At 37.1% G+C, this 22,637-nt stretch carries 19 protein-coding genes and 1 other annotated feature; of the genes, 17 read left to right on the forward strand and 2 right to left on the reverse strand.

Annotated elements, in window-relative coordinates; genetic code table 11:
- Nucleotides 1-99: 99 nt before the first annotated feature.
- The 6 genes from ACFSFY_RS04260 (at nt 100) to ACFSFY_RS04285 (ending at nt 7,176) form a co-directional block, all read left to right on the forward strand.
- Complete coding sequence (locus ACFSFY_RS04260; RefSeq protein WP_381535923.1) at nt 100-678, forward strand: hypothetical protein; 579 nt, start codon at nt 100-102, stop codon at nt 676-678.
- Nucleotides 679-904: 226 nt separating this feature from the next.
- Nucleotides 905-1,229, forward strand: a binding site (T-box leader).
- Between the two features lie 53 nt (nt 1,230-1,282).
- Complete coding sequence (locus tag ACFSFY_RS04265; RefSeq protein ID WP_381535924.1) at nt 1,283-3,928, forward strand: valine--tRNA ligase; 2,646 nt, start codon at nt 1,283-1,285, stop codon at nt 3,926-3,928.
- 318 nt (nt 3,929-4,246) lie between these two features.
- Complete coding sequence (locus ACFSFY_RS04270) at nt 4,247-4,717, forward strand: type IV pilus modification PilV family protein (protein WP_381535925.1); 471 nt, start codon at nt 4,247-4,249, stop codon at nt 4,715-4,717.
- Between the two features lie 17 nt (nt 4,718-4,734).
- Entirely contained in the window at nt 4,735-5,220 is a 486-nt protein-coding gene (locus ACFSFY_RS04275) for a prepilin-type N-terminal cleavage/methylation domain-containing protein (protein WP_381535926.1), read from the forward strand.
- Between the two features lie 18 nt (nt 5,221-5,238).
- Nucleotides 5,239-6,417, forward strand: coding sequence for a hypothetical protein (locus ACFSFY_RS04280; protein ID WP_381535927.1), 1,179 nt, complete (start codon nt 5,239-5,241; stop codon nt 6,415-6,417).
- Nucleotides 6,418-6,960: 543 nt separating this feature from the next.
- Nucleotides 6,961-7,176 carry a hypothetical protein gene (locus ACFSFY_RS04285; RefSeq protein WP_381535928.1) on the forward strand — a complete coding sequence of 72 codons (216 nt, stop codon included), beginning with the start codon at nt 6,961-6,963 and terminating at the stop codon, nt 7,174-7,176.
- Between the two features lie 44 nt (nt 7,177-7,220).
- Here ACFSFY_RS04285 and ACFSFY_RS04290 read toward each other — a convergent pair whose 3' ends face one another.
- Both ACFSFY_RS04290 and ACFSFY_RS04295 read right to left on the reverse strand, forming a co-directional pair.
- The gene (locus ACFSFY_RS04290; RefSeq protein WP_381535929.1) at nt 7,221-8,018 is read right to left on the reverse strand and encodes an ATP-grasp domain-containing protein; all 798 of its coding nucleotides are present in this window, start codon (nt 8,016-8,018) and stop codon (nt 7,221-7,223) included.
- Nucleotides 8,015-8,881, reverse strand: a complete 867-nt coding sequence (locus ACFSFY_RS04295) for an ATP-grasp domain-containing protein (RefSeq protein WP_381535930.1) — start codon at nt 8,879-8,881, stop codon at nt 8,015-8,017. The genes ACFSFY_RS04290 and ACFSFY_RS04295 overlap by 4 nt, the downstream gene beginning before the upstream one ends.
- Nucleotides 8,882-8,945: 64 nt before the next feature.
- Between ACFSFY_RS04295 and ACFSFY_RS04300 the strand changes: the two genes are divergently transcribed.
- The 11 genes from ACFSFY_RS04300 (at nt 8,946) to ACFSFY_RS04350 (ending at nt 22,499) form a co-directional block, all read left to right on the forward strand.
- Nucleotides 8,946-10,178 carry a bifunctional folylpolyglutamate synthase/dihydrofolate synthase gene (locus ACFSFY_RS04300; protein ID WP_381535931.1) on the forward strand — a complete coding sequence of 411 codons (1,233 nt, stop codon included), beginning with the start codon at nt 8,946-8,948 and terminating at the stop codon, nt 10,176-10,178.
- 50 nt (nt 10,179-10,228) lie between these two features.
- Nucleotides 10,229-11,941 (forward strand): sensor domain-containing diguanylate cyclase, encoded by a 1,713-nt coding sequence (locus ACFSFY_RS04305; RefSeq protein WP_381535932.1) that lies wholly within the window; start codon nt 10,229-10,231, stop codon nt 11,939-11,941.
- A gap of 20 nt (nt 11,942-11,961) precedes the next feature.
- The gene (locus tag ACFSFY_RS04310) at nt 11,962-13,683 is read left to right on the forward strand and encodes a sensor domain-containing diguanylate cyclase (protein WP_381535933.1); all 1,722 of its coding nucleotides are present in this window, start codon (nt 11,962-11,964) and stop codon (nt 13,681-13,683) included.
- A 403-nt stretch (nt 13,684-14,086) separates the two neighbouring features.
- The gene (locus ACFSFY_RS04315) at nt 14,087-15,436 is read left to right on the forward strand and encodes a VanW family protein (RefSeq protein ID WP_381535934.1); all 1,350 of its coding nucleotides are present in this window, start codon (nt 14,087-14,089) and stop codon (nt 15,434-15,436) included.
- A 19-nt stretch (nt 15,437-15,455) separates the two neighbouring features.
- Nucleotides 15,456-17,120 carry a GspE/PulE family protein gene (locus ACFSFY_RS04320; RefSeq protein WP_381535935.1) on the forward strand — a complete coding sequence of 555 codons (1,665 nt, stop codon included), beginning with the start codon at nt 15,456-15,458 and terminating at the stop codon, nt 17,118-17,120.
- Nucleotides 17,121-17,133: 13 nt separating this feature from the next.
- Nucleotides 17,134-18,180 (forward strand): type IV pilus twitching motility protein PilT, encoded by a 1,047-nt coding sequence (locus ACFSFY_RS04325; RefSeq protein WP_381535936.1) that lies wholly within the window; start codon nt 17,134-17,136, stop codon nt 18,178-18,180.
- A complete protein-coding gene (locus tag ACFSFY_RS04330; RefSeq protein WP_381535937.1) occupies nt 18,177-19,382 on the forward strand; it encodes a type II secretion system F family protein in 1,206 nt (401 codons plus the stop codon). Before ACFSFY_RS04325 ends, ACFSFY_RS04330 begins: the two co-directional genes overlap by 4 nt.
- Before the next feature lie 172 nt (nt 19,383-19,554).
- Nucleotides 19,555-20,001: a prepilin-type N-terminal cleavage/methylation domain-containing protein gene (locus tag ACFSFY_RS04335; protein ID WP_381535938.1), complete on the forward strand. Its 447-nt coding sequence runs from the start codon at nt 19,555-19,557 to the stop codon at nt 19,999-20,001.
- 197 nt (nt 20,002-20,198) lie between these two features.
- A complete protein-coding gene (gene pilM / locus ACFSFY_RS04340) occupies nt 20,199-21,185 on the forward strand; it encodes a type IV pilus biogenesis protein PilM (RefSeq protein WP_381535939.1) in 987 nt (328 codons plus the stop codon).
- The gene (locus tag ACFSFY_RS04345; RefSeq protein WP_381535940.1) at nt 21,175-21,765 is read left to right on the forward strand and encodes a PilN domain-containing protein; all 591 of its coding nucleotides are present in this window, start codon (nt 21,175-21,177) and stop codon (nt 21,763-21,765) included. Before pilM ends, ACFSFY_RS04345 begins: the two co-directional genes overlap by 11 nt.
- The gene (locus ACFSFY_RS04350) at nt 21,762-22,499 is read left to right on the forward strand and encodes a hypothetical protein (protein WP_381535941.1); all 738 of its coding nucleotides are present in this window, start codon (nt 21,762-21,764) and stop codon (nt 22,497-22,499) included. Before ACFSFY_RS04345 ends, ACFSFY_RS04350 begins: the two co-directional genes overlap by 4 nt.
- The last annotated feature ends 138 nt before the right edge of the window (nt 22,500-22,637 follow it).

Raw genomic sequence — 22,637 nt, forward strand, 5'->3', positions numbered from 1 at the left:
TCCTAGTTCAATACTGGATTCTACTCGTGGAAATTGTGGTTCTAGTGGGGTTTGGTTAGGCATAGAATTGTTTGTGAAGGAATATGGAGGAGGATTGTAATGAAAAAAGTTCAATGGGAAATGAATGAGAAGTTTATTTTTCCTGAAGCTGCGGGTTTGCCTACGGGTGCGGGGATGGTTAAGGTGACGCCTAGGTTTTTGGAGGAAGCTACTGAGGATGCGGTACGTTTGAAAGGGATTTATCATATAGCTGCGAATGTTACTTTTGAGGAAGGTGAGTATAGTTTAGAAGATTATAGCAAAGCGATTTTAATTGACGATGTGGATCTTAATGAGCAGATGGGGTATTTTGAATATGCTGTTCCGCTCAATATTGACTTACCGTCAGAGGCTGGGGAACCGTTGGAGGTTCATGTGTCGAATGCGAGGTGTACCGTTAACGGACAAGGGGTTTGTGAGATTAATTGGGATGTTGAGTGTTCGTATAAAGAGATTGAAGTTGTGGAAGAACTTGTACTAGATGAAGTTGAAGAAGTTTCAAAAGCTGCTGTCGCAATTCTCGAAACTTCTTTGGTTCATGATGAAGATGAGGTATTGTTATTTTTATCAGAGCTTGAAGATGGTGTTACCTCTACAATATTTCGCTCAAATGATGTTTTTGTGGAAAGCAAAGGCTAATCCGGCGAGTAAACAGAAGACTAGAAAATCACCAGTGGTAGGTACGATTAATAACCGGATCAGTTGAAAAACTGCAACGGGAAGTATGACGCCTTTGCAGTAAAATCTTGTTTTTCTAAGCCATGGGGGCAGTAAGTATGGATTATAACCTTTTCTCATAACACAATCCTTTCGTTATTTACTTGACGATTCAATCGTGGTTCCGATATACTAAATGAAACTATATATCGATGCGATGAATGGGATAGTAGACAATTTTGTTTTCCAAAGAGAGGGTGCCATTGGTGGAAGGCCCTGTAAACAGATTATCGAATGTCACCCGCGAGCAGTTTCTGTGAATAAAACATTTTCGTACTTTGAAAATGTTAAAAAATATTTTTGAACTTTGAAAATGTTGAAATGTTTTGGAAATCCAGAACATGGATATGTTTTCAAAATCGAAAACATTCTGTAGCAGAAGCCGGTTAGAAGCCGTTAAAGTATTATGAGGTGTACATTCTTTTTTGTGCACGAATAAAGGTGGTACCGCGAGCAACTCCTTCGTCCTTTTTGACGAACGGAGTTTTTTTGTTTTCATTAATAAAAGTTTATAGGAGGAATTAGTATGTCAAATGAAGAGTTATCAATGCCGACGAAATACGATCCATTATCCGTTGAAGCAGGTCGCTATGAATGGTGGTTAAAAGGAAAGTACTTTGAAGCACAACCGGATAGTGATAAAGAGCCTTATACAATTGTTATTCCACCACCAAACGTTACTGGAAGGCTCCATTTGGGTCACGCTTGGGATACAACATTACAGGACATCTTAATCCGTATGAAACGAATGCAAGGCTATGATGCGCTCTGGCTTCCTGGTATGGATCATGCAGGTATCGCAACGCAAGCACGTGTTGAAGCGAAACTTCGTTCAGAAGGTAGATCTAAGTATGATCTCGGTCGTGAAAAGTTTGTAGAAGAGACGTGGAACTGGAAAGATGAGTATGCAACACATATTCGCGAACAGTGGGGCAAACTTGGTCTAGGTTTAGATTACACGCGCGAACGATTCACTCTTGATAAAGGCCTTTCAAAAGCAGTGCAAGAAGTATTTGTTAAATTGTATGAAAAAGATTTAATTTATCGCGGAGAATACATCATTAACTGGGATCCTGTAACAAAGACGGCACTTTCTGATATTGAGGTTATCCACAAAGATGTGCAAGGTGCTTTCTATCATATGCGCTACCCACTTACAGACGGAACAGGCAGCATTGAAATTGCAACGACACGTCCAGAAACAATGCTCGGGGATACTGCAGTTGCGGTTCACCCTAAGGATGAACGTTACAAGCACTTGATTGGGAAAACGGTCACACTCCCAATTATCGGGCGAGAAATTCAAATTATAGCTGACGACTACGTGGATATGGAATTTGGTAGTGGAGCAGTAAAAATTACTCCTGCACATGATCCAAATGACTTTGAAATTGGAAATCGTCATAATCTTGAACGCGTTCTTGTTATGAATGAAGACGGTACGATGAATGAACTTGCTGGAAAGTATAAGGATATGGACCGATTTGATTGTCGTAAACAGATTGTTAAAGATCTACAGGAAATGGGAGTCCTATTCAATATTGAAGAGCATCTCCATTCTGTTGGTCATTCTGAGAGAAGTGGCGCGGTTATTGAACCTTATTTATCTATGCAATGGTTTGTTAAAATGCAGCCTCTTGCGGATAAAGCAATAGATCTACAAAAAGGCGAAGATAAAGTGAACTTCGTACCAAGTCGATTTGAAAATACGTATTTAAGATGGATGGAAAACGTCCACGATTGGTGTATTTCACGTCAACTTTGGTGGGGCCACCGAATTCCGGCTTGGTACCATAAGGAAACAGGCGAAGTGTACGTTGGGCACGAAGCACCAAAAGATCCTGAAAACTGGCAGCAAGATGAAGATGTTTTAGATACGTGGTTCTCATCAGCATTATGGCCGTTTTCAACAATGGGCTGGCCAGATACGGAAAACGCGGAATTTAAACGCTATTATCCGACGAATGCTCTTATTACAGGGTATGATATCATCTTCTTCTGGGTGTCTCGGATGATTTTCCAAGGAATCGAATTTACAAACCAACGTCCGTTTGATGACGTATTGATACACGGACTTGTCCGAGATGCAGATGGACGAAAAATGTCTAAATCACTGGATAACGGTATCGACCCGATGGACGTAATCGACAAATACGGTGCCGATGCGCTTCGTTATGTTTTATCCACAGGAGCATCTCCTGGACAAGACATTAAGTTTTCAATAGATAAGGTTGAATCGGCGTGGAACTTTGCCAATAAGATTTGGAACGCTTCGCGATTCGCGCTTATGAATATGGACGGTATGACGTTCGACGAAATTGATTTATCAGGTAAAAAGTCTGTAGCGGATACTTGGATTCTTACTCGTTTGAATGAAACCATTGAACAAGTAACGAAGCAGGCAGAGAAATATGAATTCGGTGAAGTAGGTAGAGCGTTATACAACTTCATTTGGGATGATTTCTGTGATTGGTATATTGAAATGTCTAAGTTACCATTACAAGGCGAAGATGAAGACGCGAAGAAAATGACGCGTTCCGTTCTTGCGTATGTTCTTGATAATACAATGCGGTTACTCCACCCGTTCATGCCGTTTATGACGGAAGAAATTTGGCAGAACTTACCGCATGAAGGCGAGTCTATAACGATTGCTGCATGGCCGGTAGTCGATGAAACTCTTTCAAATAAAGAGCGTGCGTCTGAAATGAAATTACTAATGGACATCATTCGTTCGGTGCGTACGATTCGGGCAGAAGTAAATACACCAATGAGTAAAAAAGTTCCACTGTATATTTCGGTGAAACAAGACGAGACAGCAGAAATTCTAGAATCCAATCGTATGTATATTGAGCGATTCTGTAATCCTGAAACATTGACAATAGGTAAAGACATTTCATCACCTGAAAAATCAATGTCAGCTGTTGTTACTGGAGCAGAATTATTCTTACCACTCGAAGGCTTGCTTAATATCGACGAAGAAATTGCTCGTCTAACGAAAGAACTTAAGAAGTGGCAAAGTGAAGTGAAACTCGTTCAAGGGAAACTTGCGAATGAACGATTTGTTTCAAATGCACCTGATGCAGTTGTTGCAGAAGAACGTGCGAAGGAACAGGATTATTTAGATAAGTACGCTACGGTTGAGAAGCGTATGCAGGAATTGAAAGAGCTATAATTTAGAGGGAATGGCATCTTATTAGTCGGAATTTGCGACTAATGGGGTGCTTTTCTTATTTGGAAGGGCATCCGATGAGTTAGTCATATAAAGATGACAAGAAAACTTGAGGTAACTTCAAATCTATAAAGTCAGAAATTCTTCAAAACAAATTTCCGGAAATCAATAAATTGTGGTAAAATATGTTCAAATGAAGAAATAGTATAGTTATATTATGATAGATCATTAGGTAGAAAGAAATAGAAGTACCTCCGGAATAACTAGATCTATAGGTTCTATGCTAAATAGTCTCAATAGGTTAATGAAAGGACGATGCTTATGGAAAAACGCACACAAAAAAGGCGAATGAATGAAAGAGGTATGTCGCTTGTAGAAGTGCTTGCGGCACTGGTTATTCTAGGAATTGTGTTTGTTGGCTTTATGATAATATTTCCACAGATGACTTTATTTAATAAGAAAACTGAAACTAAGTTGGAAACGATGAACTTGGCAAGGCAGGAAATAGCTCTTATACAAAAAAGAAGTTTTGTTGGAGGAAATCCATTAGTTGTTAATGATCTTATAGACTATGGTTTAGGCACAGTTGAAGGATCTATAATCAAAGTTGTTAGTAATAAAGCGGGCTACACCTATGTGGTAGAATTTACTGCATCTCCTACTCTTTCAAATGAAGGGCACCCCGAAAATATTGCCCTACATAAAGTTCATTTAAAAGTATTGATAGATGGGGGAAAAGTGAACAGTGAGACATATGGATATATAAAAGTTAAGAAAAGGATAGATAGCTAAAAAGAAGGGGCGATTTAGTGAAACATAAAAATGAGCATGGAGTATCATTAGTGGAGCTTCTAGCTGTGCTTGCACTTGTAGCAATGATCGCCACTCTAATACTTACAACGTTTTTTATTGCAACTAAATATAATTTAACTGAAACAAAAAAACTGAAGATGCAACAGGAAGCGAATTACATTATTACATTTATTTTGCAAAAACATCGTGAAGTAGAGGATTGTTACAGTCTTAAAATTAATGATGAAAATCTGTTTTTTGACTATTGTGATGAATCAAAGCCTGATAAACTAATTAGTAACGGTTATGAATATAAGTTATATCACCCATTAGAACCTGAAAACCCTTTAGTGCCACAAGCTGAAAGGGATGCAATAGAGGAGTCTGAGAGGTTCTATCCAAAGGAAGACAATCTACAAATGACTTTAATGCTTATCGATCTGTCTAATGATCAATTGAAGGTTTCAATTGATACAACATTTGTGAGATATAAGACAGAATAAAATTTAGGAGGCGAAAATTTGTTTAAAATTAGAAATGATAAAGGATACGCACTTCTTATTGTACTCCTATTAGTTGTATTCATAATGATTATTTCTGCAACATTTGTTACAGGTTCAGTTAGCCATGCCAAGCAGGAAAGAACTGTTGAAACAAATAATATGGCAGTCGTTGCTGCTGAGATGGGTGTGGATTATTATAAGACGGCGATAGTAAATGAGTTTAATAAAGAGAAAAGTAAATTGCAAAAGCAAGTAAATGATGAAGTTAAGAGTTTAGATGGAACAAAAATCACAAAAGAAGATATGCCGATCAAGTTAGAAAAAATTCGGCAGAAAGTCCAAACTGACCTTGAAATATATTTGAAGAAAGTTGTACCTAATATTCCGCTTCCGATAGATTATCCTATTAGCGTGAATATGAAATTCGATAAATTAAATTTATTAAGTATAATACAAGTCTCAAAAGGAGTAAAGATAGAAGGTATAATTTCTGGTTATAGCGGTGGCGAAAAGTACAAAAAAGACTTGGGATTTGATATAACTTTTGAAGTGCCAAAAATAAATAATGGGGAAAGTTCAGTTGGTGAAACTGTGATTGACTTTACAAATCTTTATCCTAATCCTTCAGGTTTACCTGCCTGTAATAATAATGATTTAACAAATAAAAAATGTATTGGGAATAGCAGTACATCCTTTAGTAAAATTAATAATTCAACTGTTTATATTAAAGAACCATATACGGTGAAAAATGAAAATAATAAAGGATTTAATGGATCCAAAATTTATATTGATGGTAAATTGGACGTAAAAAACATGAATAGTATGAAGGACGTAAGCTTTTTTATAGATGGTGATTTAGAGGCGGATAAGTTTAACGGTCAGGGAATTTCAAATTCATCAATTTTGATAAAGGGTTCTTTTACTGTTAAGAGTCATATTCTTTTGCGTAATAATTCAAAGGTCTGTGTTCTAGGGGATATTACTATAGGACAGAAATTAGACATCGATAACTCTAGTAAGATTTATGTCACGGGGACAATTAATAAAACTCATAAAAACATCGAAAGGGTTTCTGTTTCGGAACTATCCACCAAATGTAAAATTGTGGGTGATGTTTTATTCAATGGTTTCAACTGGAATAATAATCATGAAGTAAATGTTGAATATTGGCCAATTCCACCTGTCATACCCAATTAATGAACTTAATGGCGATTATTTATTGATTTTATATTACAATTGTAACTACGGATCTTATCCAACATACATTGAAAAGATGAATCAACACAAACTATTTTCAAATAGTTACTTAATGTTAGTGAATTTCTGTTTTCTTTCATTGATAACTTATGCCTGTGCACAACCCAACCCTAAAACTATTCAGAATTGATTATGATAATAAGAATATGCGCTAGATGAAACAAACATTAGAAGAAGTAAGCCTATGGGGTCAGCAGTTGCTGATGGAAGTGCGGTTACACTTTTTAGTAGCATTTCACTTTTAACTATTCGTTTGAATAACTAGCCGGGCGTTGTGAATGAAGAATTGTTGAATTTCCATTTCTTACCCCATTACGTTCGTCTAATGACTTCCATTCATCCCGTGATTGTGATTAAATAGTTGTATAAGCATCATTTTCACTTCTTCTTATTGGAATTGGTAGTTGAAGTTCAACGATTGGTATATCTAAATTGCCACTTAATGGTCTGTTTAATAGCGATAAGTTTTGGAGGTGTAAACAAATGAATAAACAATGGTCGATTGATAAAATAAAACAATATGTTGAGAAAAACTCAGATAGTCAGTTACTATCGACAGAATATCGTGGATTCTCTCAAAAACTGGAGTTTAAATGTGCGTGTGGTAATGATTTTGAAAAAACATTTACTAAGTTTAAAAATAAAAATCAAACTAAATGCGATGTGTGTCAACCTCCGAAAGTAACTGAAACTCTATAACATTAAAGAAAACGCCGAACGTAACTGTTCAGGCGTTTTCTTATTCATTCGTTTAACAGTTGTTTTTTGATGTAGTGCATAAGCTTTGTTGCAATTGAAAAGTCATGTGTTTTATACAAAGAACGGGCACCAACCGGATCTTCAATTTCATTTAATAGCCATCTACCATCTGACAACAATAGAAAATCGATCCCAACATAATCACTTTTAATCGCTTTTACAAGTGTTTGAACTTCTTTTATTTGCCAATTCCTAAGTTCATACCGCTCAACCGACCCACCCAACGTATAGTTCGATTTGAAAGAGCCGTTACCCGTTCTTTTGACAGCCCCTACAATATCGCCGCCAACAACAAAAACGCGTACATCACGTGCACCTGATTCTATAAACGGTTGAACAATCAATTGGCTTTCACTAAACTGAGCAAAAAATTCCTCCGCTTGAACATCCGTGCTGCAAAGGAATACTTCATTTCCACCATGGCCGTCAACAGTCTTAAGAACAACAGGATACTCATTAATTTCACTTACTTCTTGAATTCGCTTTGTTGGAACTGCAGGAATCCCGAGGAGTGAAGCCAACTCAAATGTTCGCAGTTTATGATTTGCGATTCGGATGACTTCGGACCGGTTGAATACTTTTATTCCAAGTTCTTCAAAAGACTTAGATTTCTCGGAAATTCGATCTCGGAATAAAATGAAATCAGTATGTGCACTAGGTACTTCATCGTCAACAAGCAGTTCTAATTGGATTCCAATAGTTTTAGCCTCTTTAATTAAATCATCAATAAATAACTGGTTTCGTTTGGATTCGGCTCGTGTGTAATACACATAGCCTTTCATTTAATTTTCCCTAGAATATACGTAATCATTGCATCAGCGACATTTATACCTGTGACGTTGTAAATGTTCCGTATATGGGCGGCTGCATTGACCTCGCAAACAAGGGGTTGTTCATTTTCTCCAAAGAGTAAGTCAACACCCGCGAATTCTGCGCCTACTGCTTTTGCGGCTCTGAGTGAGAGTTCTTTTTGTGCGTCGTTAAGCTCAATGTTTTCAGCAACACCGCCATTTGTTATATTTGCTCTGAAATCTGTTTCTGAAAAGCGATACATGGCAGCAACAATTTCATCTCCAACAATATTTACGCGAATGTCACGACCCCTGCTCGTTGAAATAAACTCTTGAAACACATAATCGACACCTTGTAATTCTTGAACTTTTGCATAGAATTCTTCCTCATTTTCAATTAAATACACTTTCATACCAAAGGATCCATGACCTTCTTTGATAATCATTGGAAGTTGTATTTGCTTAAGAATCTTTTCATAGTAGCCTGAATGTACAATGGTAAAAGAAGGGTATATTTTTGGAGCGATAATCGTTTTTGGCATTGGGATACCCGCGTGTGCCAACTCCAAATATTGTTTTGCTTTGTTGTCGCATGTTTCGATCACGTCGGGATCATTAAATACGGGAATGCCTGCGTTTTTTATGTATTTTGCTAGTAAAATATCTTTATCCAGAAAAACAACGAAGTTTGGACGTATCTCGATCGTGGATTCCAAGTCCATCATCACTTCATAATTCTTTTTAATAACTGCTTGAATGCTTTGTCGTTCCGCAGCTTCTTTTATTAAAATTGCTTGATCTCTAAATTTATCATGCGTTAAACTTCCATTATAAATTATCCAACAAGTATACATATCGATTTCTCCTGACCGTGTTATAGTTTATCTATAATTAATTTTACCACACGGGGGGATAGCTTTGATTCCAAAACTGAATGATTATAAAAAACAATTGAATATAGATAGTGATGATGCAATTCGCTTGGGCTTAGACGCCATACAAGAAGCATTAGTGAAGCTAAATAATCCTGAACGAAAGCTGAAGGTAATTCATGTAGCTGGGACTAACGGGAAAGGCTCGACGATTGCATTCATGGAAGCGTTATTGCAAAAAAATGGATTCACAACCGGTGTTTTTTCATCTCCAGCAATTCGAGATATTCACGATCAGATTCGAATAAATGGTGATGAAATTACGAAAGAGGAGTTAACAACATCCTTTTTGGAAATGAAAAATGCAGGACTAAGTGGCATGTTGACCGATTTTGAATTGCTTACAGTAGCGGCATTTGTAACTTTTGAGCGTGTCCAACCTGACTTTGTACTTCTCGAAACGGGAATGGGTGGAAGACTTGATAGTACGAATGTTGTTCATCCACTAGTGTCTGTCATAACAACGATAGCATTGGATCATACAGCGTTCCTTGGCAATACAATTGAAGAAATCGCTAGGGAAAAGGCAGGAATCATTAAAAAAGGTGTTCCAGTCGTAGTTGGTCGAGTATCTAATGAAGCTTTAGAAGAGATTCGAATTATTGCCGGGAAAAAAGAAAGTCAGCTGAGCATTTATAATAAAGATTTTCATTTGACGTATGGTGTTACTGAAAAATATGTTGGTAAGAAAACATTTGATATTGGTGAGCGGTTGATGAAAGGCAAACATCAAGGGATAAACGCTGCCGTTGCAATGGAGGCATTGCTTACTGTTGGTGTTGAATTAACAGCAAGCAACGTGGAGATAGCAATTGCAAATACGCAATTATCGCATCGTTTTCAGGAAATCCTTCCAAATGTTTTTTTAGATGGTGCTCATAATCCAGCAGCAGCACTCGCGCTTGCAGATACGATTCGACTGGAGTTCCCAGGAGAAAAGGTCGATTTCATTATTGGAATGTTGAAAACGAAAGACATAAAAGGGACTTTAGACTGTCTGATTCCAGTTGCTTCTTCATTTACATTTTTAACATTTAACCATATGGAATCAGCTTCTGGGGAAGAGTTATTGAGAAATTGTGATTTTTATGAAAAAAGCGTGACAAATATAGTTGGTGATACTATAATACTAGGTAAGGGGAAATTCGGGAGAACAATAGTCACGGGTTCTCTTTACTTACTTAATACTTTGAACTATAAACATGAAGACTTAAGATAAGTCTTTCTTATACGGTTTATTTCTAATCTGCTAACGGAAGGAGGGGTATCGTGAGGAAAAGTAATTTCCAAATGTCCACATTTAAAATGTTCAGCTTATGGTTACTAGTCGTGCCAGCAGGAATGGTTTATTTATACTTGAATTATAGGCCAGTAGAAGTGAATTGGATTTATCTTTTAATCTTTTTACTTTTCACAATTGTTACTCTGAATTTTCCGATAAGTTTAAATGGTAAACCGCTTTTTCTTGCAATGTGGATAACGATACCCGCTTTTTTGTTGTATGGTTTATTTGTAGAAACTCTTCTTATGCAAATCGCAATTACAACAATGTTGGTTAAAGTTTCTAAAGATAATACTACTAGACCTTACCGTTTTTTTATGAATTCTTTGATATTATTTATATTATCAGTGGCAGCAGCTTCTGTATTTAGTTTCGTTGGTGGAGAGGTTGGGTCAGTTGAGTTTGGCCCAATCATACTAGCTGTATTTTGTTATCAATTAACGCATTCATTTTTAATGGACTTTATACTTAGATTTTATAAGAATATATCAGGTACTAAATCTTCTTATTTAAGTAAGAAAATAGTATTTTCCAAATTGGCTGGTTTTGGTATACTTCCATTTTCTTTAACAGTCTATTTTTTGTTGCAATTTATTGGGATAGGCTCTTTTTTACTACTAGGAGTACCGTTCTTTTTTGTTACTCTAATACTTCGACTTTATAATAATTCTGAGCACTTCAATTCAAGTTTGAAAAATGCTGGTGAAATTGGGCATGAACTTTCAAATAAGATGACAGAAAAAGAGGTCATTGATCAGTTTGTAGTTGATGTCACAAAAATGCTGGGTAATGAATATACTTTTCTGTTTGATTATAAAGACGGTTGGTTAGAACTCGTACGTGCGTATGAATACCATCGATTTGAAGATGTACAGTTTAGTCCTATGTTGGCTGGACAAGGACTGGCAGGAACTATTTTGAAAAACAATAAACCTATAATCTATCCCAATAGACAGGAATGGGAATCTCTTTCTGTGGGATATACACCAGATGACATGCAAAGTGTTATTTGTTTGCCGATTACCCGAAACCAAAAAGTTGAAGCAGTGTTATTAGTATCTTCTGTTAAGAAAAACGCTTTTAAAGACTATCAGTTAATGATTCTTGACATACTTTGCTCATACTTTGCAGTTTCGATTGAAAAAGCAAGATATGTCCAAGAAACCGTTAAGAAAAGTGAGCGATGTGCATTAACAAAGCTTTATAATTATAGATATATGGAAGAAAGATTAGAGTATGAAGTCCGTGAAATGAACAGTGGAAATACAGAAAGTCTTTCCGTACTAATGCTGGATATCGATCATTTTAAAAAAATCAATGACACATACGGTCACGAAAGTGGCAATGATATTTTATTTAACTTGGCAAGAGTGCTAGAAGAAGCCCTTCCAAATGATGCGACTGTGGCAAGATATGGTGGGGAAGAATTTATTTATTTATTGCCAGGCATGACGAAAATAGAAGCAATTCAATTTGCTGAAAAACTCCGTATCAAGATTAGAAACACAGAGTTTATTATTGCACAGGGTCTTGGTGAAATTCCGAATCTGGAAAATGTGACTATTACAGTAAGTATTGGAGTGTCTTCAGCTCCTGAGGATACAGATGATGCGAAATCACTGCTTAGAAATGCGGACCGTTCACTATATTTATGGGCTAAGCAAGCTGGAAGAGATCGTGTTGCAAGCTATGTGAAATAAGTTATGGAGGTGGGAAATCATTGATTAAGTCTAAGGAAATTACGATATTGAGTTTTATTTGGTTACTCATATTTCCCGCTGGTATTTATATTGCTTACAACTACTTTCCTTCTGCACCATTAGAGCTCGTAAACATTGGACTCTTATTCTTATTGCTCTTTTTCACGATGCTCTTACCCTTAGAAATACAAAAAGTTACGATTACGTTAGAAAAACTGATCGCCTTTGTGGTATTTTTTCAATATGGACTTTTCACGGAAATACTCTTTACGCAGTTTGCAACTTTGATATTACTTTTTAGTAGAGGAGCTCTTAGCCCTGTTTTCGAAAGATTTTTTTTCAATTCAATTATGTTTATGATTACATCTTTCGGAAGCGCTTTTGTTTTTCACCTAATTGGCGGTTCAATTGGCATGACGGACTTTTCTAAACTATTTATTGTAGGTATTGTTTATGTTTGTGTTCACGCACTTTTAAACAACTTGATTATCAAAGTGTTTTTTCATTTAAAAGGTATGAACTATTCACTTTTATCGAAAGGGGCCATTTGGGATTATATTGTTACGGTAGTTATATTTCCATTGAGCCTTGCTTTATATTTCTTATATCTGAACTTGCAGAACAAATCGATTATCCTGATCGGTATTCCACTAATAGTGATTTTGTTTGTAATTCGGATTTACACAACCTCTAATAAGCTGAGTGAACAATTGTCTCATGCTGCTGTTATTGGTCATGAACTTGCAAATCACTTAGGCTTCGATGAAGTACTGGAAACTTTTCTTGAAAAACTACAAGATGTTGTTCCATATGAGAATGGTTTTATTGTAGATGTAAGAAAAGGAAGTCAGTTACTTACGTTGAAAAGTATGGAATCTGGTATTTATAACAATAAAAATAATGGTATCGTTTTTCACAGTAACTTAACCGATATTGATGGAATAAAAAAGGATGAAATATGTACTTATCATAATGCTAGAGAGTTAAAAGCTATTAGGAATATTCAGTTCTTGAATCATACAGAAAGTGTATTAATCGCTCCAATTATCCATAGACACAAGACAGAAGGATTTTTAATCTTAACATCTCCTGAAAAAAATCGATTTAACAAAGTTGTACATAAAATTGTCGATATATTGACCGGTTATTTGGCCATTTCGTTAGTAAAAGCGAGGTTTTTTGAAAAAACGATAGAAAAGAGCGAACGTTGTGGTTTAACAAAACTATACAATTATCGCTATTTGGAAAAGAAACTAGACGAGGAGATTATTCGCTTTCATACGAAAGATATTTCCTCATTATCGGTCTTAATTATGGATATCGATCATTTTAAAGGAATTAATGACACATACGGTCATGAAAGTGGAAATGACTTACTCTGTGATTTAAGTTCTGTTTTACAAAACTTTGTCGGACCTGAGGACACGCTGGCAAGATACGGCGGGGAAGAGTTTGTGCTGGTTTTATCCAACGCGAATAAAGAGTTTGCTGCGAAAACTGCAGAGGAAATACGTAAAGAAGTAGAGCGAACCGTATTCACCGTAATACCAGACTTATCGATTGACCGTACCCCAATTGAAGTGAAGATGACTATAAGTATAGGAGTATCTTCTATACCGGATGATTCGGAAAGTATAAAGGATCTCATGAGAAACGCAGACCGCGCCCTTTATATAGGAGGAAAACAAGCCGGAAGAAACAAGGTTGGTGTTTTTGGGAAGGAGTATGTAGTTACACTATAGAACAAGTGGATAATTAAATTTAGAAAAATAAATAAAAGATTACTGAATACTAAATCTGAAATCACGAGAAATCAAAATGCCGTCCATACATATATGAGCATATATGTATGGACGTTTTTGTGTAACAAGTATTAAGTTAGAAAATTAAAATAGAGTCACCATAATTAGTAGTCTAATTAAAGTAGTTTATCGACATCAATGATGAAATACTTGTTACTTTTACTATGAAATTAGGCACTTGGTACTATTATAAGTGCAATCTGTTTGTGGAGATTAAAAAAATTAGTAAATTATGGTTGCTTAACCCTATTGTATTGGTATAATAATAGTATTAAAGACTTTATTTGAAAAAACTTTCAAACTAATTAATTAATTGTCTCGTTCTGACTAAGGGGGTTAAAACTTGAAATTGAAATATTACTTTCCAATTGTGACATGGTCAATCTTAATACTTTTCGTTTTAACTCAAACACTTATTCCAGTTTCAGTATTGTCAGCTGAAAGTGATTCGAAAACAGGAATGATAGCGAATATTGAAATTGAATCCAGAAAGAAATCCGAGATTCAAGCGCAACTAATAGCTGAAGTGGAAAAGTGGAAAGCGAATGACATCATTGTACATGGAACGACGGCGAAAATTGTTATTCCGAGTACTTTTGTGAAATTTGACATACAAAAAACAGTAAACCATTACATAACGGTCACATCTAAACCGTGGTATCAGTTTTGGGGAAACACTAAAAACATTCAAATACCAATTGAGCTTACATTGGATGAAGATCTAGCTTTGTTACTAGAAGGTGCACCTTTATTTTATAAGGGCGAAACAATCGCAGCTATTGGAGAACATGCTAGTTTATTAAAGTATGATGTAATCGTTCCGGCAGAGGTTCCTTTGACAAAAGATATTATGGACCGGATTTCATTTGAAACTCAATCCATAAACATCAATGAAAATGGGATTCTGCAAATTGTTGAGGCGTTAAATGAAACAACAGTTTTGAACGGGGAATCTTACTCGTTTTTACAAACTCTAGAAACAACAAACGCTTACTTTAATGATGAGACGGCAAATTTTGTCGCCTCTACACTTTATAGTACCGTCTTGCAATCCGAACTTGATATTAAGGAACGACATTCACAAAATGTGTTGCCGAATTATTTGCAACCGGGTGTTGAAGCGAAAGTTGATCAGAACCGCAACCAGGATTTGGCATTTGTAAATCAAACAAATCGTCCCGTCACGATTTATGCTTCAGTAAAAGAAGGACGTCTTTTAATTGAATTGTATTCACTTCAATCAGACACCAACGTATCGATTAATGTGATGAATAAGGAAATCGTTTTACCAAGAACCATTTACAGATTGACGCCGACATTGGCTGCGGGACAAGAGAATATGATTGAAGACGGAAGTAACGGTTTGCGTGTTCAAATTTACCGGACATTTACAAATGGTTCTTATGAAAAAGACGAATTGATTAGTCGTGATTTTTATCCACCTAAAAACAAAGTGATTTTAGTATCTTCCTTAGAACCCCCTGTTTCAAATGTGAATCCAGACGGAACATTGAATCCTCCTGGAACTACCACTGAGCAACCTAGTGATTCAAACGAGAATGGGACTATAAACGATATTGAAGGAAATGGAAATTCGAATACTGTGGACCCAAATGAGAATGAATTAGAAGAAGAATCTGATGATAAAGTGTACGACAAGGGTGGAAATCTAATTCCTTCGAGTTCGAAATAAGGGTAGTGGGGGTGTTGTAATGAAATCAGGAATTCGAAAAAGATTAGGTGATTTATTAGTTGACCAAAAAGTGATCAATATGGAACAACTCAATGATGCACTTACTCATAAAAATCCAAATGATAAGCTCGGAGATTACTTAATTGAGAAACAGCTTATAACAGAACAACAATTAATAGAGATGCTTGAAGTGCAACTAGGTATTCCTCATATACATTTAAATCAGTACTCGATTGATCCAGAACTTATTCAGCTTGTTCCAAAAGAATTGGCGAAGCGTGCCAATCTCATGCCGGTACACCGCGACAGCAACAAATTAATGATTGCGATGGCGGATCCAATGGATTATTTTGCGATTGAAGAATTGCGAATGGTGACGGGATGTCAGATTGTAACAAGTATCGCTTCGAAAGATGATATTTATCGGACAATTACGAAGTATTACGATTTGCAAGAATCAATGGAAGAGGCCCTTGATGACCTTATACCTGCTGAGTTGGATGAAGAAGCTCAAATAACAGATGAAGACTCTCCGATTGTTCGACTGGTCAATCAGATTATTGCGAATGGCGTAGCGCAGCGAGCGAGCGATATTCACTTCGATCCCCAGGATTCGGAATTGGTCATACGATATCGTGTCGATGGCATCATGATGGAAGAACGGACTTTACCTAAAAATATGCAAAGCATTATCATAGCGCGTGTAAAAATCATGGGGAATTTAAACATCACAGAAAAGCGATTGCCACAAGATGGGCGGATCAAATCTATTGTCAATTTTAGACATATAGATATTCGACTATCTACATTGCCAACGATTTATGGTGAGAAAATTGTTATGCGTATTCTTGATTTAAGTAATTCGCTGAACGATTTGGATCAGCTTGGATTTTCAGAGGATAACTTGCATAAATTTCAAAAAATGTTGGAACAACCGAATGGTATTATTTTAATAACTGGGCCTACTGGATCCGGGAAATCTTCAACATTATATGCTGGCCTAAATCATTTGAATGATGAAAAAGTGAACATCATTACCGTTGAAGATCCTGTAGAATACCAACTTGCCGGTGTTAACCAAATTCAAGTGCGCGAAGATGTTGGTCTAACGTTTGCGACGGGATTACGCTCCATTCTTAGACAAGACCCCGATATTATAATGATTGGGGAAATACGGGATACGGAAACAGCGCAAATTGCCATTCGCTCCTCTTTAACCGGACACCTAGTATTGAGTACATTACACACGAACAGTGCGATTGAATCTATTTCAAGATTGACAGATATGGGTGTGGAAACATTTTTATTGTCATCATCGCTTATTGGTGTAATGGCACAAAGGCTTGTTCGGCGAGTTTGTAAGGACTGTTCCCAGCAGCGAGAGCCTCTTGCACATGAGATGAAGTTGTTCACGCAATACGGAATATCCATCACATCCATTACAACGGGAATAGGATGTCCATCGTGTAATGGGACAGGTTATCGTGGTCGATTGGCAATTCATGAGATTTTAGCAATTGACGATCAAATTAAAGAATATATTGTAAATCGTGACAATTCTAGTGTGATTCGTGCGTATGCAAGAAGGATTGGATTTAAAACACTTTTGGAGGATGGTCTTCAAAAAGTTGCGGCGGGGCTTACGTCTACACAAGAGGTGCTCCGTGTAGCAACATCTGAATAGGGGTTGTATGGATATGTCAAATACAATTATTGAACTATTAACAAAAGCATTTGATGAAGGTGCGTCGGATTTGCATATTACATCTGGAATTCCAGCAGTATTTCGGATTGATGGCCAACTTCGACAATTGGATGAACGAAAGTATTCACCGGATGAATTAGAGTTAATGGTTGCGACGGTTTTGCCAGAATTCAAAAGAGAAGAATTTAAAAAGAATGGGGAAAGTGACTTTAGTTATGCACTGCCAGGGAAAAGCCGGTTTCGTATCAACGCATTTCATCAGCGAGGCACGATTGCAATAGCGATACGGCTCATTTCTACGAAAATTCCTACCATTGAACAATTAGCAATGCCACCAGTACTTTATGAGTTGGCGAAAAAACCTCAAGGACTTATTTTGGTTACGGGACCAACAGGTTCTGGAAAATCAACGACACTTGCAGCGATGATTGATTACATCAATACGAATTATGCAAAGCATATTATTACACTTGAAGACCCAATTGAATATTTGCATTCACATAAACAATCGGTTGTGAATCAACGAGAAATCGGTGCGGATACACAAAGTTTTGCGAATGGACTACGTGCAGCACTGCGTCAAGACCCAGATGTAATCTTGGTCGGTGAGATGCGTGACTTGGAAACAATTTCAACTGCAATCACAGCAGCAGAAACAGGTCATTTAGTACTTGCGACACTTCATACGAGTAGTGCAGCGACGACGATAGATCGGATCATCGATGTTTTTCCACCCCATCAACAAAGTCAAATCCGAATACAGTTGGCGAACGTCTTGCAAGGTATTGTTTCACAGCGGTTGTTTGTGAAAAAAGACGGTGATGGGCGAATTGCGGCAACTGAAATACTATTGCATGTTCCGGCAGTCTCGAACTTAATTCGTTCCGAGAAAGTCCACCAAATCACAAACGTTATGCAGTCCAGTCGTGCTTTAGGAATGCATACTTTGGAAACATCTCTTCAAAAAATGATTGCGAGCGGACTTATTCATTTTAATGATGCGGAGCAATATTTAAACGATGCAGGTGATTTCCAATGACGGTATTTAAATATGCCGGACGTACAGCGGAAGGCACATTGAAAAAAGGGATTATTGATGCGGATACGAAATCAGACGCCGTTGCAAAATTACGAAAACAAGGAATTAACCCAAGAGAAATTGCCGAATCGACGAACATTCTTCACAAACAAATTACGTTAGGACAGTCTGTGAAAAATGAGGATTTTGTAGTTTATTGTAGGCAATTCGCCACACTCATTCGCGCAGGGATCACTTTGATAGAGTCGACTAAAATATTAGCCGAACAGACAACGAGTAAACCATTGAAAAATGCTCTGTATGCGGTCGAGGAAGATGTGCGAAAAGGTACAGCGTTTTCAGTTGCTTCGGGAAAATACCCTAAAGTTTTTCCGCAGATGTTCGTAAATATGATCCGAGCTGGCGAAGCGACTGGGAATTTAGACGACACGTTGGACCGACTTGCTTTCTATTTCGAAAAACAACATACTTTGAAAAAGAAAATTCAATCGGCACTTATGTACCCCCTTGTGTTATCCATTTTGACAGTCATTGTAGTTATCTTTCTCTTACTCACAATTGTTCCGACATTCGTTAGTATGTTTGCAGACTTTGATGCTGAACTTCCACTCATAACGGTGATGGTCATGGCAGCGAGTGACCTCGTACAGAAATGGTGGTGGCTCGTTGGAATACTTGTAGCAGGTAGTGTATTTACGTTTAGGTATTTGTATAAAACGAACGAGAGTATTAATTATCAAGTTCATTATCTTCTCCTAAGAATGCCGATATTTGGTAAGTTGCTGCAAAAGTCGGCGATTGCACGGATGTCCCGAACGTTATCGTCTCTTTTTAGCAGTTCGGTTCCAATTTTACAAGCACTGACAATCGTTGAAAAAGTAGTCGACAATCCTGTCGTTGGGAAAGTCATACTAGAGGCAAGGTCGAGTTTAGAAAAAGGGAGTACATTGTCAGGACCTTTGGAAAGAAGCTGGTTATTCCCGCCGCTCGTCACGCAAATGACAACGATTGGAGAACAAACAGGTTCCCTCGATTACATGCTTGAAAAAATATCGGACTTTTACGAAGCGGATGTAGACCGAACCGTAGATACACTGAAGTCTCTGATAGAACCACTTATGATTGTAGTCCTATCGGTAGTCGTCGGAACGATTGTAATTGCAATCATGTTGCCGATGTTTAGCTTGTATGAACAGATCTAATCGGAATTACGGGGCATCAGTCACTCGCACAAGGTGATTATTGAAATGTGTTAGTCAGTTTGTGTGAGTGACTGATTGTTGTCACCAATAAAAGAAAAAATACATCCAAAGAACACTTTTAATTACAGCAACAAAGAATCACAAATATATAACAAAAACAGGAGGAATAAACATGTTAAAAAAGTTCAACAAACACATTAAAAACGAAAAAGGCTTAACGCTTATTGAACTACTAGCCGTTATTGTTATTTTGGCGATTGTTGCAGCAATTGCTGTACCGGCGATCGGGAATATTATAACTAATGCAAAAGTTAATGCACTTAAAGCAGATGGGCAAAATGTCTTAGCTGCAGCGAGTCTTTATTTTGTTGATGGGGGTGCTTCACCCGTAACGGATGTACAACTTATCACTGCAGGATTCTTGGATGATGCTGGTGGATTTGCAACTACTGCTGGAGGATTAGGTGCATCAGTTACGAAAGTTCCAAATGGTAGCAATACAATATCTGGTACTTCGGCTAATAGTACAAATACAGTCCAGTTCATATCTGCTACAAATGCAACTATAAGTGCCACAAAAAACGTTTCTACTGGTACAGTGAAAATAACTACTCCCTAACCTAATACATTATAATATTTGATATTATATGGGACGTCGATTATTATTGTTTGGATAAAGATATCACCGCTACAGCAGCCCCGGCTGCTGTTGTCTCTTCTTTATATTTTCGTTCCCGATCCCAAGCAAACGACTTCTCGTTTCTCGGGATGGAAAACGAAAAAATTAACGCTTTGATTGAACGAGGGGGTGCTTAAATGTTCCGGAGAAAAAACAATCGGGTTGTGACTATGGAAGTGAATGATTATGCAATTCGTGCCCTTTCATTGGCTGACGATGATTTGGAGACGGCTGTTTTGGGTGAATATGTGCTTGCGCCAGGTATTGTCGTCGATGATGTTGTGAAAGACGAATTGGCTTTCTTTGATGTTCTGAAGGAAATTACGAAGGCTTGGAATATTACCAAGTATGATTTGCGTTTTTTTGTGCCAGACCATGCGGTTATGATGCGGGTGTTTAATCATCCAAAAGAGACCCCGCTTGTTGGCTTGAAAGCGTATGTCGAAATGGAACTTGGACGAACGATTCATTTACCGTTTGAAAACCCATTAATCGATGTCTACAATCACAAGGGAAATGAAGAGGAATCCGTTATTTTTGCTGCGCCCGCTGAAGAGAGCATTAAACTGATTCAGTTGTACGAAGATGTTCAGTTACAACCGACAGTTTTGGATGTGCGCGCATTGTCTAATATTCGTTTTTTAAACAGTACATCTCAGTTCGAACCTGCACGAACGTATTTGATCGTCGATTTATCTATGAATGCTGTTTCCATAAGTATTTATACAGATGGAAATGTCGAATTTCTTCGCTATCAACCGTCCGAACACCCAAATCGGAATTGGCGATATGGAACTATTAAAAATGGGGAAAATGTCTATACATATAATGGCGATGTTGAACAATACCGGATTGAAATCAATGCACAAATCTATGAAATAGAACGTATCTTGAACTTTTACAAATTCTCTTTAAATAAAGGTGAGAAATCGGTCGATGAGATCATTATTATGGGATACAATCCAGAAATCCGTTATTTTTCCGAACAAATAAAAATAATTATAGATTTGCCTTTAACGGTTATTGACGATGCGTACGTTCAAAAAAGATACCCACAGTTCAATGCGAAATATGTTGCACTTATTGGACTTGCTCTGAAAGGGGGGGCTTCGATTGGTTCCTGATATAAATCTACTCCCACGCATAGATCGGAAATCCGAAAACAATCGATTGCTCTTTATAATTACTGGAATCCTTTTCGCACTTATTCTTATAATTCTTTTGTTTCAATATTTTTCATTGATGAAAAGTGTGAATGGTCTTCAAGCAGAGAAACAATTGTTGGAAGAACGAAAGAACGAATTGGCTGCAGAGGTTGAGGTATTGGAACAGCCCAAGGCGGCGGACCTTGCTACATCTGTCCGGTTTATTGAAAGTAAAACCTATTTAGTATCTCCTTTACTAAAGGATATTCATCTTTATACTACGAACGAATCCTACTTAAGAGAATTTGTTTTCGCGGAAAATGAAATTACAATTGATGTTGATATGGAAACGATGGCTGAAGTGGCTACGTATGTGGGAGAGTTGGATGGAAGTTCTTATTTTACGGATATAAAAGTCGAGGAAATCAACACATTCGATCCAGTTACTAGTGAAGAAGGGGACATAATCAACACCTTTTCAGCGGTTGAGCGTTTTGCAAATAAGTTCACTGTCGTCATTGATCCGAATTATTTGCGTACTGGAGGTGTGGTCCAATGAGGAAGTCTACTGGTGAAAATAAATACTTACCGATTCTTCTTGGACTTCTCGCATTTGTCTTACTGGGCGCATTTTATTATTATGGTGTGTATCCGAAAAGCGAAGCAAAAGCTTCTACTGAAAATGCATTAGTACAGTTGAAAGATGAAACGAATCAGTTGGAAAACCGAATTAACCTTTTAAGCGAAACAGAAATAGCCCAGACAGATGACTTTGAGTTGAGGAAAAAGTTGCCCATCAACCGTGATTTGGACGCATTGCTTCGATCGATTAATGAAGTTGAATTGATGAGTGAAGCGAAAATTGTATCCATCATTTTCAATAATTATGATGAAGAAGTTGCGAAATCAACGAATTTCACTTCTGCTGAAGAAGAGGAGATAAAGAAAGAAGAACAAGATAACGCAACGGATGCCGAGGTAGAGGAAAAAGTTGCTGAGGAAATAGAAGAAACAGCGGGAACAAACGGTGAAAAACCTGTCACACCGATTGACATTGAATCTTTACCAGAACAATTGAAACTTCTATCCCTTACAATTGATATGGTTGTTCCTAACTATGATCATTTACTTAGATTCCTAGAGGAAATTGAGTCAATTGAACGTGTGATTCGAATTGATACTGTGGAATTCATTCAAAATGGTGAAGTGGACCTGATGAAAATAGAGCCCCTGGAAGAGATTTTAGTAAGTGTTCAATTGACTACCTTTTACTCAGAAGAACTAGTTGAATAGTCTTGTATCATCTTTTATCAGTACGTAAAATCCAAATTAGTTTAAAACTAACTTGTGGCGATGTTGGTTTTTTGTTTGTTTTGCATTCTATTAAAGGTTCATTACAATAAATGGATTCAATAATGCACGAAGTGAAAA

This window comes from Sporosarcina siberiensis, assembly GCF_042681925.1.
In the GTDB taxonomy this organism is placed as follows: domain Bacteria; phylum Bacillota; class Bacilli; order Bacillales_A; family Planococcaceae; genus Sporosarcina; species Sporosarcina siberiensis.

Bases quoted from the DNA above. Each gene is read 5' to 3' on its own strand.
- ACFSFY_RS04330 (WP_381535937.1), top strand. From the start codon at position 18,177: ATGACGGTATTTAAATATGCCGGACGTACAGCGGAAGGCACATTGAAA.
- ACFSFY_RS04325 (WP_381535936.1), top strand. From the start codon at position 17,134: ATGTCAAATACAATTATTGAACTATTAACAAAAGCATTTGATGAAGGT.
- ACFSFY_RS04295 (WP_381535930.1), bottom strand. From the start codon at position 8,881: ATGTATACTTGTTGGATAATTTATAATGGAAGTTTAACGCATGATAAA.
- ACFSFY_RS04335 (WP_381535938.1), top strand. From the start codon at position 19,555: ATGTTAAAAAAGTTCAACAAACACATTAAAAACGAAAAAGGCTTAACG.
- ACFSFY_RS04260 (WP_381535923.1), top strand. From the start codon at position 100: ATGAAAAAAGTTCAATGGGAAATGAATGAGAAGTTTATTTTTCCTGAA.
- ACFSFY_RS04265 (WP_381535924.1), top strand. From the start codon at position 1,283: ATGTCAAATGAAGAGTTATCAATGCCGACGAAATACGATCCATTATCC.
- ACFSFY_RS04285 (WP_381535928.1), top strand. From the start codon at position 6,961: ATGAATAAACAATGGTCGATTGATAAAATAAAACAATATGTTGAGAAA.
- ACFSFY_RS04320 (WP_381535935.1), top strand. From the start codon at position 15,456: ATGAAATCAGGAATTCGAAAAAGATTAGGTGATTTATTAGTTGACCAA.
- pilM (WP_381535939.1), top strand. From the start codon at position 20,199: ATGTTCCGGAGAAAAAACAATCGGGTTGTGACTATGGAAGTGAATGAT.
- ACFSFY_RS04290 (WP_381535929.1), bottom strand. From the start codon at position 8,018: ATGAAAGGCTATGTGTATTACACACGAGCCGAATCCAAACGAAACCAG.
- ACFSFY_RS04270 (WP_381535925.1), top strand. From the start codon at position 4,247: ATGGAAAAACGCACACAAAAAAGGCGAATGAATGAAAGAGGTATGTCG.
- ACFSFY_RS04350 (WP_381535941.1), top strand. From the start codon at position 21,762: ATGAGGAAGTCTACTGGTGAAAATAAATACTTACCGATTCTTCTTGGA.